The organism is uncultured Dokdonia sp. (assembly GCF_947492815.1).
GTDB lineage: Bacteria > Bacteroidota > Bacteroidia > Flavobacteriales > Flavobacteriaceae > Dokdonia.
Genome location: NZ_CANLOB010000008.1, coordinates 1 through 13346, shown reverse-complemented (window position 1 = coordinate 13346; position 13346 = coordinate 1). Strand labels below are relative to the sequence as shown.

Below are 13346 nucleotides of genomic sequence, written 5' to 3'. Positions count from 1 at the left end.
TTGCCATTACTAACTGATCAAGCCATATTCCTATGGGGAAAGTATCCAAACGTAAACAAGAACTTCTTGAAGTAAGTGATATCTGTATTAATTGTGAAAACCATCTTGCATTAGATCAGCGGTTTTGCCCTAATTGTGGAGGGAAACGTATGTATAATAGGATCACTTGGCGTAACCTTTTTGAAGATTTTGTAGATCGCTTTTTAAATATCGAAAATGCATTTTTAAGAACGTTCTTATCACTTTTTCGAAGACCTGAAGATGTGATAGGGGGTTATATGAAGGGAATGCGTAAAAAATACCTTCCTGCATTTAGCTATTTTGCTGTCGCACTTACCGTAGCAGGAATATATGCTTTTGTAATAAAGCACTGGTTTATGGAAGACATGATACAAGCTCAGACTAGTTTTTATGATGGTAGTGCAACAGCAGAATTCCAGAAATCTTTCATCTCTAAATGGATGAGTATGCTCATGGAAAATCAATCTATAGTATATTTTGCCATGATTCCAGTATTAGCACTGATTTCTAAAATCGTATTTTGGAATTATAAGAAATATAATCTTGTAGAGCATTTTGTGATTTATTTATATGGGTATTCACATATAGCATTAATAACCACAATCTTTGGATTGTTTGTGATATGGAATCAAACATTAGTTCAGATATATGGTATGATTTCACCATTGGTCACTATTGCTTATATGGCGTATGTATTGAAAAAATTATTTAAGTTAGATTCAGGTGCTTTGGTGTTAAAAACAGGTCTTTTCTTTTTGATAGGAGGAGTTATTACAGTTTTATTTTTTATTGTTGTAGCTGTAGCAGGTTATTTTATGGCTAAGTCTGGCGCATTAAATGATACAGAGTTTTTTAAATTAATAAAAGAACAAGCCGAAGCTCAAAAAGCAGCAAAAGCGCTTAAAGACTCCATAAGTGGTGACACCATAAGAGAGACTATTAAAGTTATACGAGATAGTATTTAATAAGAGTACGCTTTCGCGAAAGCAAAAAAATATGCGTAAATTTTCTAAAGAAGAATTTTGGTATTATACAAAAAGAGCCTTTTGGGTACTATTTGCTTGGGTTCTTATTTTTAATTCGCTGTTTTTATATGAGTATTTGACATTGGTAGAAAATAATGCATTGACTTCAGAATATGATTTTACCATAGCTTTTAGAGCCAGTCTTTTAGTGTCTATAATTGCAGGGCTTATTGGAGGTACAGTTACGCTTAACTTTATGGAACGTAGCCTAAGAAAGTATGCTTTTGGAAGAGCTCTTGTTGTAATCGCACTTACTTATATTATAGTAGCATTGATAATTAGCTTGATAGGGAGTGTTTTTTACTACAGTGATTATATTGGAAAACCATTTCATAGTCAAGAAGTAATTACTGAAGTAAAAGTATTTTTTCAGAGTTGGCTCTTTATGAAAAATATTATTATTTGGTTGTTTATAGTATTAAGCACAGTAGTTATTTTTATGGTAAATGATAAGTACGGACCTGGAGTTTTTCCTGACTATTTGAAAGGAAAGTATTTTAGACCAAAAAGAGAGCGTCGTATTTTTATGTTTGCAGATATACGTAATGCTACTGGAATTGCAGAAGCTTTAGGAGAAGAAAAATATTTTCATTTTTTAAAAGATTTTTTTGAAGATATAGCCGCTCCCATTCAGCAATCTCAAGGAGAGGTATATCAGTATGTGGGTGATGAGGTCGTAGTTACTTGGAAGATGAAAAATGGACTTAAAAAAGGAAATGCACTACGTTGTTACTATAGAATGCGAGGAGTAATCTCACATCGAGAAGCTTATTATACCAAAACATATGGCTATTTACCTGTATTTAAAGTAGGGCTTCATTATGGAGCTGTTATGGTAGGGGAGCTTGGAAGAATTAAACGCGATATTGCTTTTTCTGGTGATGTACTTAATACAACAGCTCGTATTCAGGCAAAATGTAATGAAAATAATGTTGATATTTTGGTGTCAAGTGAGTTTGCCGATATTCTATATCAACTTCCTGAAGGACTCACAAAAGAAACTATTGGAAGTGTACAGCTTCGTGGTAAATCTGAAGAAATGACACTAGTAACCTATAGAGAGCATATTACTTAAGGTTTAATTTTTAGATAATATTATCTTTGATTTCAATACTTTTTATTTGAAAATCCCAGATCTGGTAAAACTTTATCAGATGTTACTCGATATTCTTGAATCTTGCTTTTTTAGCATGTTAATTAGTTGTTTTTCAATGTTTTGTGATTTTATTTTTGAATTGTTCGAACAGGTAGTTAACACATTGTAATAATCGAATCGTATGTTAATATGCTGAAGATGAATTTGGTACAATGACAACGCTTTCAAAAAAATAAGAAATGAAAAATCAATTTTTAAATTTTAGATACGTAGCATTTTCAATATGTAGTATGCTATTTTTATTTTCATGTCAAAATGATTTAGAAGAAAGTCAAGAAGAAATTACTTCTTCTAATTTAGTGGCTAATACAACAAGGAATACAATACTTCCAGATAGATTTCAATATTTTCATAGAGGAAGAACAAGAGATAATATATATACATCGCATAGTACTACTGGTACAAGCGGTTGGTCTAGTAGTACTCGACTTAATGACTTAGGATTAACTAAATCTACTGTGAAGTCGGCTCAATTTTTTGAAAGAGTAGCGGTTGCTTACGTAGGTAGAAGAAATACAAAAAAAATATATTATGGAATATCTCTTGATGGAAATAGGTTTGGTCCAGAAAGAGTAGTGCCAGGTGCGCAAACAAATGGTACTTTTAGTATGCTGGGATTTGATGGTAACCTTTACGTATACCATAGAGGTAAAACTTCGGGTAATTCAAGAATGTTTTACAGTGTTTTGAATGGAACTACATTTAATTGGTCTCCAAATAGAGAACTAGCAAATTCACCTACTTATAATGATTTTGATTTTATAGCGGTGGATGATATTTTTGGGAATCAACGTGTATATATGGTGGCAGTCAATAATAATCAACTCATTGTAAAAGCTAGTGGTAATGGAGTCAATTTTGTAGATTATAGTACTCAAAATATACAATTACCTGCTGGTACGGGTGTTCCTCGTTCTATTTCAATTACACAAAATCCAATTGATCAATCTGGTTTTAAACATTATCAAATCGTCATTAGAACTAGTACGAATCATATTGTGACTACAGCTGCTACGATTATATCATCAACAACGCTTAATCTGTCTAACTTTGGAACTTTTAGAAAAGTGAGGGTTAATAATATCGATGTGAAAACTGATAATAATGTATCTATTGCATCAAATGGAAGTAATAGATTAGTCATAGCTTATGAAGCAGAATCAGGTAATAATGTACGTTATGCTTATAGTGATAATTTTGGATTAAACTGGTCTGGGAATTTAAATGCTAGCGGATCTACAAGTGCTTCTGGAGTAGATATTTTATATTTAAAATAAAAGTAAGTTTAAATACTACTCTTGAATTAATTTGAGAGTAGTATTTATTAAATTACTTCAGCCTCTGTAAATTGCGCCTCATAAAGCGCTAAGTAATGACCATCTTTCTTTTTAAGGAGTTCTTTATGGGTTCCTTTTTCTATTACTGTTCCTTTATCCATAACCATAATGACGTCTGCTTTTTTTATAGTAGCGAGACGATGTGCAATTACGATAGAAGTACGTCCTTTGGTAATCTTACCGATAGCTTTCTGAATAAGCTGTTCACTATACGAATCTACAGAAGATGTCGCTTCATCTAATATAAGAATAGAAGGATTACTTACATAGGCACGTAAAAAAGCAATAAGCTGTCGCTGACCACTAGAGAGCATGGCACCTCGTTCTTTTACATTATAATGATAACCATCTGGAAGGCTAGATATAAACTTATGAACACCAATTTCTTTTGCTGATGCAATTACAGTTTCTTCAGAAATACTAGGATCATTCAATGTGATATTATTAAGGATAGAATCTGCAAACAAGAAAACATCTTGAAGTACCACAGCGATTTCTTTACGTAGCTGAGTCAACTTTATATCAGCGATAGAAGTATTGTCTATAGAAATTGTACCACTGTCTATCTCATAAAAACGACTTAATAGATTAATAATGGTAGACTTTCCAGCTCCAGTAGATCCTACAATGGCAATAGTCTGCCCTGGTTGTGCGGTAAAAGAAACTCCTTTTAATACTTCTTCATCAGAAATATAACTAAAACGTACATTTTCAAATGTAATTTCTCCTCGTATATCAGTAAGTTCTTTGGTACCTACATCAGTAATTTTAGACTCAGTATCTAAAATATCAAAAACACGACTCGCAGCTACCATTCCCATTTGAAGCGTATTAAACTTATCTGCTATTTGGCGTAATGGTGTAAATAGCATTTGAATATAACTTATAAATGCGGTGATCACTCCAATGGTAATAGCGTCAGATTCTGCAACCTGTAAACCTCCATACCATACGATAAGTCCAATAGTAATAGAAGTACACATTTCTGCAATAGGGAAAAAGATAGCGTTATACCATACCGTTTTATTCCAGGCATCCATGTGTTTTTTATTAATAGCTCCAAATTTCTTATGTTCTATAGCTTCACGATTAAAAATCTGTACGATTTTCATCCCAGTAACACGCTCTTGTACAAATGTATTTAGATTAGAAACCTGTGTGCGTACTTCTTCAAAAGCAACTTTCATTGCTCGTTGAAAAACACGTGTTGCATATAATATAATAGGAAAAATAGCAAGTACAATAAGTGTAAGTTGCCAGCTTTTCCAGAACATAAACCCTAAAACAACGGTCATTGTAAGTAAATCAGCAATGATCATAAATAATCCTTGACTAAAAATACTAGCGATCGTTTCTATATCACCTACAGCTCTAGTTACCAATCTTCCCACAGCAGAAGTATCATAATATTGCATCTTAAAACGCAACATATGCTTAAACAGTTTTACACGTATATCACGTATAACTTGTTGTCCAATCCAATTAGAATAGTAAATAAATAAAAGCCTAAAAATAACTTGACCTAAAAGCACAATCCCCATTAAAACAATATAATAAAGTAAACTATCAGGTTCTTTATTGCTAATTCCTATATCAATGGCTTTCTCCATAAAATTAGGACGTAATGCTGCAAATAAAGATAGCAGTATAGCACCAATGGCGGCTAGATATAATTGCCATTTATAAGGTTTTGCAAACTGCAATAACCTTTTAAATAGTTTTGTATCAAAAGCTTTTCCTTTGGTTGTAGACATTAATCTATAAATATATGTTTAGGATATCCAATATCCGTTAAGTATAATCCATGTGCAGGAGCAGAAGCACCAGCAAGACTTCTATTTTTACCTTTAATCACTTCATGCATCCAAGAAACAGTTTTTTTACCCTGTCCTATTTCTATAAGTGTACCTACCACAGCACGTACCATATTACGTAGAAATCGATCTGCTGTGATTTTAAAATGATATTCATCATCTACTTGAGACCAAGATGCTTCTTTTATATCACAAAGATACGTGTTGACATCTGTATTTGATCTGCTAAAACACTCAAAATCTGAATATGTTAATAAGATATCTGAAGCTTCTTGCATGCGTTCTACATCTAACGGAATTTTATAATAAAAAGCACGCTCTTGTGTAAATGGGTTTTTACTAGGACTCACTCTATAAATGTAAGATCTATGTGTTGCGTCAAAACGAGCATGTGCCGCTGCTGTTACAGGAATAATTTTTATAATCGCAATACTTGGGGGTAAAAAACTATTTAATTTGTAGGTGAGTTTTGTTATATCCGCTTTATCAAAATCGGTATCTCCCATATCTACATGTGCATACATCATCTGGGCATGTACACCCGTATCTGTACGTCCAGCACCCATAATGGTCGTAGGTGTGCGTAACAATGTAGATAGTGCTTCTTCGATGGTTTGTTGCACTGTAACTGCATTGGGTTGGCGTTGCCATCCATGATATGGAGTTCCGTTATAAGATAGTTGTATAAAATACCGCAAAGTGTATTATTTTTGAGCAAATATACGCTTTCGCGAAAGCGTATAAAAACATAATAAACAAAGTAAGTTGCTTATACCTTATAGAACAAGATGAAATTAATTTTAGATAGACATAAAGATATTCTTCAAGATCTCATAGGGCAAACAATTGAATTTGGACTCATCCCTAATTTAAGAATATCTAGTAGTGAGTCATATCCTGATGTAACATTTTATAATCAGGATTATGGACATTTTTATTCATCATATGAATTAAATTTAAGGGTTGAAGATGATTCAGGAATAAGAAAATGGGTGACACTTTCTCCTGGGCCTGATGAACCTATAGAGGATTGGGCTCCTTTTTGGGTAACCAATCCTATTCTTCCAGATTTTAATCCTATTATAGAGGATACAAGGTTTTTTGATGAAGCAATGTCTCAAAAAACTATGAAAGGAAATACTATACATGAGATAAAGAATACATTTTTAGATACTCATGGTGATGGGTTTGGAATGGTACGATGTAATATTTGGGGATTCAAAGATCCAATTAAAAAAATATCAATATATCAATATGGCACATATGCTGCTTGTATAATCACGCATGATAGTGGTAAAGAATGGAGTATCTATGCGGAATATGATTTTGATTTTTGGATTAATTTTAGCGCTCAAATGGCTGCCAATATACGAGCACAATGTGAGTCACAAATTATTATAAAATAACAGCTATATTTAATTCGTATTAAAATTAAAGTTCTTGAAAAAAATCCTTCTTCTTAGCGATACCCATAGTCATATAGATAATCACATACTCGATCATGCCCAACAAGCCGATGAGGTATGGCATGCGGGTGATATTGGGGATTTAAAAGTGACTGATGCGCTTCAAAAAATCAAGCCTTTACGTGCTGTTTTTGGAAATATAGATGATACCGAAGCACGTCAAGAGTTTCCGTTAAATAATCGTTTTGTATGCGAAGGAGTTGATGTTTGGATTACGCATATAGGTGGTTATCCAGGACGTTATTCTCCAGCAATTAGAGAAGAAATACGAGCAAATCCGCCTAAATTATTTATTTGTGGACATAGTCATATTCTAAAAGTAATGCCCGATAAGAAACTAGGTTTACTCCACATGAACCCAGGTGCGATAGGGAAACATGGTTTTCATAAAGTACGTACGATGTTACGTTTTACGATAGATGCTGGGAAGATTGATAACTTAGAGGTCATTCAGGTGGATCGATGATTTATTGATGATTTTCTCCAGTTTCTAAATATTCAATTAAATAATCTGCAACCTTTGTTGTTGGATATCGTATGGCTTTGTTATCACGAGAAATTTGGATATGCTGATAGTATCCGGCTACAACTATAATGTCTTTGGCATTTTCTTTTTGATAATTAATCTCTTCTAAGATTTTCTTTTTAGAGACCGTAAATGAAGTATCAACTATTTTTTTAAAATTAGTTTCTCTAATGGTTTTGATTTTTACAGAGTCAACACTTATTTCAAAATTAGATATAAGAGTATTTATAGAATAACAACTTCTAGAATGAATATCAATGCTAAATGTATTTGTATCAGAATTAATGATGTTACTTTCTATGAAAAGTAATTGGTCAGATAAATCAAAATAATAAGAAAACTTCTCTCTATAACTTTGCGTTTTACAAGAAGATAAGATGATTAGAGAAATCAGTATGATTAGTTTTGCTTTCATTGTAGTAGTATATATATCTTTACTACAAGTATACCTGAATAGAGACGCTAGTGCAATAATGAATGAGTAATCATACCTTTCTAGTTAGTTTACACATCTCATAACGATATAAGAATGGCTATGAGATATGTATGTTTTATGGAAGATTATCCTCTTCTTCGTTCTAATAAAATCATCATCATTAAGCTAAGCATCACTCTATCATCATCGTCTGCATCCATCTCACCTAATTTAGATAATTCAAACTTTCTTCCAAAGAAAGATGCTTGTTTCTTTAATCTAATAATTTGATTACCATTTATATCTACAACAATATATGAAGGGTTAAAGAGATATCCTGTAAAGATGCTAAGTATAGGAATTTGACCTAATAATGAATCTCCTACTTTTACCCAAGCATTTTCTTCACTCACGGTATATTGTTGTTTTTCGTTTTCGTCAATAATTTGATATTCTGCCTTCCAAATAGATTTCCAGCCTTTACGTACTACTTTCCCAAAGCTTTTACCTTTATTTTCGGTGCTTTCATCATAAAAAGAATATGCTGTAGAAAAATCTAACCATTTATCAGCTTTAATTCTATAATTCACCTTTGTTTTTGAGTCGTCACTAAATATTTGAATATCCTCCTTAAGCTTAAACATTTTCTGTCTAACATAGGCAATGGTTTTTCCGCTTGCGTCTGTAGCTTTAAAGTCATTTGCTAGGGTTGAAATATTAAATTCGAAATTAACTGGGAATTGAATGTTTTGCATGATTTTCTGATTCGTATTAGTGAGGTGTAGCGTATCTACACGTTTTATAATGAGCAATGTAATAAACTAAATACGAATATGTATTCTTATCACTAAAGAATTTGAAAAAGAAATAGGAATTAAAAAGAAAGCTTTTTGTTGTAATTACCTCAGTGTATTCTCAAATATAATTTTGGTTTTCTATACATCTTTGATATTGGAAACAGCTATCTCTAGTTTATAAACTACATGGGTAGTGATCATACATATATGTCTAACTATTGGTTTTTGAATGGTATAGATAACGAATCGTTTGTATGTATATAATGAACCCATTTGTGACGTAATACTTTATCGTTATTTACTGAATGACGTTTGATTTATGCTATTTTTAGTATAGAAAAATAACTATACATGTTTAAACGCTATGTCATGAAAAATGAAAAACGGATATGTAATATAAAGTGTAGTTAAGTAGGATTAACATACGTATCTGTTACGAAATAGAGTGAGAGTCGGCTATGAGATAATCACTCTATTTCAATTTTAGGGCTTGTTTTACGCTATGTGTTATGTACTATTTTTTTCCAGTTTAACTGTCCTGTAGTATTATAAAAATATTTCTTTTTTACACTTTCTCTAGAAGAAACATAATTACTAAAAATGTATTTTTTTAAATTTAGCCACCTCTTTTATAGTAAGTTGAAAACTTGAAGGATTAAAGGATGACCTTTTTAAATCACACTAAAAAATAATCAATTTTTCCCTAAAATTGATGCTCATTTATCAATGATTACATCTTAACTCATTATCTTTTTATTAGACTATCTATTATCATTTAGTAATAGATTTATATTGACACTACCAAAGGATTTAATACGCCGAGTCTTACTTCAAAATTAAACCCGTATTATGCAATTGAACTTCGTTATGAGGGTTGAAACAGCAATGGAATATGATGTTTTCTGAGTTTTAACATAGCATCGCTATAGTTAAGCTTAAAAACCTAGCGCAGTGATATATTTTACAGCAGTTTCAAGACGGAATAGATTTTCTATTGCATAATACGGGTTAAAATTCAGTTTCTTTTCAATGCCTCTTGGATTTGCTTTGAGGTAGTTTAATTAGTTTCAGTTATAGTTTTTATAAAAGGCTTAAACTCTTCATCGGTAAGTGCTTCCATAAAGTCAATGATGGCATCTATTTCCTCATTAGTAAGCTCTAAAGGATCTGGAGCTAATGTCTGATGTGAGATATTCATACCTTGTCCAGCACCTCCACCTTTATTATAAAAATCCATTACTTCTTCTAGCGTAGCAAATACCCCATTGTGCATATATGGTGCTGTTAACGCAATATTGCGTAGTGTAGGTGTTTTAAATGAGTTTTTATAGTGTAGTGCTCCATCTTTTGGTCTTCCATTAGCAATACGACCTAAATCATCATCTATTTGCGTAGGATCATCAGTCGTTTCAGGTACGCCTAATACTTCACTTTCAGATTCTAGATAAAAAGGAGGTACACTACCATTGTATAATGGTAAAAAATGACAGGTAGCACAAGCTGCTTTTCCAGTGAAAAGATTAAACCCTTCTTTTTCTTTTTTGGTTAATGTTACAGGCTCGCCATTAAAGTATCTGTCAAATTTATTTGTATAGGAGTTTAACCCCATGGTATACGCTGTGAAAGCATAATCTAAATTTCGTCTGCTTATAGGTTCTTTATCTTCTGGGAACGCTTTCGCGAAAGCGTCCTTATACTCATCAATTGCATTAAGTTTGATTATAATTTCTTTGTAAGAAGAATTGAACTCACCTTTACTCACAATGACATGCTCAAATTGATCTTCGAGACGGTGTGTACGTAAATCGTGAAAATAACCTTTAGCAAATACAGAATAATTTAAAGTCATAGAGTTACGTTTTAAAGGAGAACCATCATTAGATAAGGTAATAGCCTCTCCATCGGTAAATGCTAATTCTTTTTTATGACAAGATGCACATGCCATAGTTCCATTTTGAGATAAACGTGTGTCATTAAATAATTTTTGCCCTAAATTTTCTTTGTCCTTATAGTTTTTATCTTGTTCTAAACTCACATAATAAAAAGGATCTAAGAAATCTTTGCCAAATAGATTATCGGCCATATAATTGGTGGCTGGCGTATACTTTGTAACTTCATCTATGGTTTCATAATTTAGTGCTAAATGAATATCTCTTATGATTTTGTATAAGGGGTTAACAACTTCTCTAATGAAGGTTAATCGGTCAAAGTTGTCAAAAGTAGTATGTTTTAACTGTTTTTCTCCTGCTTTTAAAATAGCATCACATTCTTTAGCTAATGTTAACTTTCCTATATTTTTTAATTCTAATCGATAAGGTGCTATGTAACTATGCAAACTTTTGATAACTACTTCTGCATCTGCAATGCCTTCTAGCGTACCTGGGGTATCAAAACCTGTAACTCCTAAGGATGTTAACCGGATTAAACTTATACGACTGGCTTCAAAAAACTGACGATCAGTAATTGTCTTGTTTTTAAGATATTTTCGTATGCGTGTAACGTCTTTACTTAATTTATCACTATAATATTGTAGTTCTTTAAGACTTTCTGTATGGAGGGGCTCGGCTAATAATTCGTCAATCACTTGAAGGCCTTTAGGATCAAGGACAATTACATCGGGTACTTTTTTTTCAATTTTTGGTAATGGTGCTCCATTAATGGAGAAATTAAAGGATTCTTTATCTAAATATTCCATCAGAAATTCTACTTTTTTAAAAGATTTTCTGAGGTTTTTATATGATTTAACAATAATTGTCCCAGTTTCATTGGTTTTGTTAGGTTGTGCTTCCAGAACAACAGTATTAAATCGTTGGGCTTGCTCATCAAATATTGTTAATTCATTTTGAAACTTAGCATTTATTCCAATGATAACTTTCTCTGAATAAGAATTGTCAGGAGCCCCTTTATTCCATAGTAGATAGAAACCCATTAAGAAGAAAAAAACCAATGTTGTATTTTTTAGCACATTCATAATAACAAGTAATTAATAAAAACTTCAGATGCTCTCCTCAAAGAACACCTGAAGCTAAATTCAAATAATTAAATTTATTTTATAATAAGTTTGCGAGTCTCACCTTCTTTCGTCTTTAATAGATATGTCCCTGTAGCTAGATTAAAAATGTCAATAGCATTTACATTACGGTAAACACCTATACGTTTCCCTAAAATATCATAAAGTGCAACATCTGTAGTTTGATTAAAATACACAATACGCTCTGCAGGATTTGGATAGATATTAAATCCTGAATCATCAAATTCTACATCACGAGTAGAAAGTAAAGCATCAATAGCCCCAGGTCGGTCAAATCCAGTTAATGCATATGTCAATGAATTATTGAATGGTGCTGGGTTTGAAGTAGAAGGGTGTTGTGAGTTTACTAAAATAGACTTTCCATCGGGCGTACCAACAGCACCAGTGATTTCTGCACCAAGAGGGGTCTGCGTCAAACGAATCAAATCATCTAAAACTGGGTTTTCAATTTCTAAATCTAACAGGTATAGTTCACACATTCTGTTATCTGGAAATTCAGCTGGAGCGCGTCCAAAAGAAGTACCGTTCAAATCTTCTTGTACCAAAAGGAATGTTCTCTCTTCATTATCTACAGTAGTGTATAATACATTAAGTCCGTCAGGATTAGATAAGTGTTTTACGGGGTACTCTGCTAATGCAGGGCTTTCTTCAAAGAAAGGTCCGCCTTCTATATACACACGAACATCACCTGTTGCAGGATCATATTCTAATACACGACCGTAATAATCCCAATATTCAGCATCGGCAGGATCAGCAACTCCCTGATCAGCAGCGCGTGCTATATGATGCGGTGCAAAAACAGCTCCTGCTGCAAGCTCATCTTCCCAACGAGATCCGGGATTGTCACGTCCCGTTTCTGTCATATATATTTTTCCAGTATTGGCATCGATAGTTACCCACTCTAAACGATTGAACATAGTTGCTCCAGCAGTAACAGCTTCCCCTGCAAAGTTTAGCATTTTATCAAAATCTTCATTATCAATTTCTACCCAACGGTTAGGATCATCATGTTTATATACTTCCAATGTGCCGCTTGTAAAATCACCAGGTTCATTTGCTGTAAATCGAGTAAAGAATCCTGGTGTTGCATCAGCTCCCATATAAACCGTTTGGTTGTCGGCAGCTACCGTACCTCCTTCAAAAGGCTGACGTCCCCAGTTATATTGCTTACGTATAGCTTTGGCTTCACGAGGATCAATCTCTACCATCCAGTTAAAGTTCTCATATTTAGGTATGGTTTGCCAGTTGGCCATCTCAAAAGACGTATACTTGATTGTGTAAGGTACTGTATCTCTTACACCAGCACCTTCTTGATAAATACTAGCATTACTTGTTCTAAACCACTCTTCTGCAGTCCAGATACGACCATCTACAATAGAGTTAATTCCTCCACAGTTCATTCCAGTTTCTCCAACACCACTAAAATCAACGTTGAAAAACTCTCCAGAACGACCATCTGCAAGAGTTTGAGGTATTACATAAAGACTCTCATCCCCTGGATCACGAGCCAGAAGGAAAGAAGTCATTCCTCCACCATCCCCAATCTTATCATCTGATAAAATACGCTCGTGGTTTACAGAAATCCATCCGATGGCATTAGGATCATCTACACAATCTTCATCGGTGATAGGAGTTAATCCAATAAAGTCGTGCCATTGCTTGGCTGGTACTTCTTCGTCTCTGTAAAGGTTACCTAATTCGTTGACAAAAATGTATATTTTGTTATGCGAATAAATACCAATGATTTAACCTTAGCTA

At 33.1% G+C, this 13346-nt stretch carries 11 protein-coding genes; 5 read left to right on the top strand and 6 right to left on the bottom strand.

The annotated features are described in order from the left end of the window. The first annotated feature begins 32 nt into the window (after nucleotides 1-32). From Q1A01_RS09640 to Q1A01_RS09630, 3 genes are all read left to right on the top strand, one after another. Nucleotides 33-986, top strand: a complete 954-nt coding sequence (locus Q1A01_RS09640) for a DUF3667 domain-containing protein (RefSeq protein ID WP_299679564.1) — start codon at nucleotides 33-35, stop codon at nucleotides 984-986. A gap of 31 nt (nucleotides 987-1017) precedes the next feature. Then, complete coding sequence (locus Q1A01_RS09635) at nucleotides 1018-2121, top strand: adenylate/guanylate cyclase domain-containing protein (protein ID WP_299679561.1); 1104 nt, start codon at nucleotides 1018-1020, stop codon at nucleotides 2119-2121. 260 nt (nucleotides 2122-2381) lie between these two features. Next, on the top strand, nucleotides 2382-3479 hold the full coding sequence (locus Q1A01_RS09630; protein ID WP_299679559.1) for a hypothetical protein: 1098 nt from the start codon (nucleotides 2382-2384) through the stop codon (nucleotides 3477-3479). Between the two features lie 47 nt (nucleotides 3480-3526). On the opposite strand, the gene Q1A01_RS09625 is transcribed toward Q1A01_RS09630, so the two are convergent. Beyond that, nucleotides 3527-5293: an ABC transporter ATP-binding protein gene (locus Q1A01_RS09625; RefSeq protein WP_299679557.1), complete on the bottom strand. Its 1767-nt coding sequence runs from the start codon at nucleotides 5291-5293 to the stop codon at nucleotides 3527-3529. Further along, nucleotides 5293-6051 carry a tRNA pseudouridine(38-40) synthase TruA gene (truA, locus tag Q1A01_RS09620; RefSeq protein ID WP_299679554.1) on the bottom strand — a complete coding sequence of 253 codons (759 nt, stop codon included), beginning with the start codon at nucleotides 6049-6051 and terminating at the stop codon, nucleotides 5293-5295. The genes Q1A01_RS09625 and truA overlap by 1 nt, the downstream gene beginning before the upstream one ends. A gap of 90 nt (nucleotides 6052-6141) precedes the next feature. Between truA and Q1A01_RS09615 the strand changes: the two genes are divergently transcribed. Further along, nucleotides 6142-6759: a hypothetical protein gene (locus tag Q1A01_RS09615; RefSeq protein WP_299679551.1), complete on the top strand. Its 618-nt coding sequence runs from the start codon at nucleotides 6142-6144 to the stop codon at nucleotides 6757-6759. Nucleotides 6760-6793: 34 nt separating this feature from the next. After that, the gene (locus Q1A01_RS09610; protein ID WP_299679548.1) at nucleotides 6794-7285 is read left to right on the top strand and encodes a metallophosphoesterase family protein; all 492 of its coding nucleotides are present in this window, start codon (nucleotides 6794-6796) and stop codon (nucleotides 7283-7285) included. 1 nt (nucleotide 7286) lies between these two features. Here the strand turns inward: Q1A01_RS09610 and Q1A01_RS09605 are convergent, their stop codons facing one another. The 4 genes from Q1A01_RS09605 to Q1A01_RS09590 all read right to left on the bottom strand — a co-directional run bounded on the left by Q1A01_RS09605 (nucleotide 7287) and on the right by Q1A01_RS09590 (nucleotide 13114). Next, nucleotides 7287-7760: a hypothetical protein gene (locus Q1A01_RS09605; protein ID WP_299679545.1), complete on the bottom strand. Its 474-nt coding sequence runs from the start codon at nucleotides 7758-7760 to the stop codon at nucleotides 7287-7289. Nucleotides 7761-7906: 146 nt separating this feature from the next. Further along, a complete protein-coding gene (locus Q1A01_RS09600) occupies nucleotides 7907-8515 on the bottom strand; it encodes a hypothetical protein (protein ID WP_299679541.1) in 609 nt (202 codons plus the stop codon). Between the two features lie 1099 nt (nucleotides 8516-9614). Further along, nucleotides 9615-11528: a cytochrome c peroxidase gene (locus tag Q1A01_RS09595; RefSeq protein ID WP_299679538.1), complete on the bottom strand. Its 1914-nt coding sequence runs from the start codon at nucleotides 11526-11528 to the stop codon at nucleotides 9615-9617. A 74-nt stretch (nucleotides 11529-11602) separates the two neighbouring features. After that, complete coding sequence (locus tag Q1A01_RS09590) at nucleotides 11603-13114, bottom strand: alkaline phosphatase PhoX (protein WP_299679535.1); 1512 nt, start codon at nucleotides 13112-13114, stop codon at nucleotides 11603-11605. Nucleotides 13115-13346 lie beyond the last annotated feature (232 nt).

Coding starts and splice junctions, on each gene's coding strand:
- Q1A01_RS09615 (WP_299679551.1), top strand. CDS start 6,142: ATGAAATTAATTTTAGATAGACATAAAGATATTCTTCAAGATCTCATA.
- Q1A01_RS09630 (WP_299679559.1), top strand. CDS start 2,382: ATGAAAAATCAATTTTTAAATTTTAGATACGTAGCATTTTCAATATGT.
- Q1A01_RS09605 (WP_299679545.1), bottom strand. CDS start 7,760: ATGAAAGCAAAACTAATCATACTGATTTCTCTAATCATCTTATCTTCT.
- Q1A01_RS09640 (WP_299679564.1), top strand. CDS start 33: ATGGGGAAAGTATCCAAACGTAAACAAGAACTTCTTGAAGTAAGTGAT.
- Q1A01_RS09595 (WP_299679538.1), bottom strand. CDS start 11,528: ATGAATGTGCTAAAAAATACAACATTGGTTTTTTTCTTCTTAATGGGT.
- Q1A01_RS09635 (WP_299679561.1), top strand. CDS start 1,018: ATGCGTAAATTTTCTAAAGAAGAATTTTGGTATTATACAAAAAGAGCC.
- Q1A01_RS09600 (WP_299679541.1), bottom strand. CDS start 8,515: ATGCAAAACATTCAATTCCCAGTTAATTTCGAATTTAATATTTCAACC.
- Q1A01_RS09625 (WP_299679557.1), bottom strand. CDS start 5,293: ATGTCTACAACCAAAGGAAAAGCTTTTGATACAAAACTATTTAAAAGG.
- Q1A01_RS09590 (WP_299679535.1), bottom strand. CDS start 13,114: ATGACTTCTTTCCTTCTGGCTCGTGATCCAGGGGATGAGAGTCTTTAT.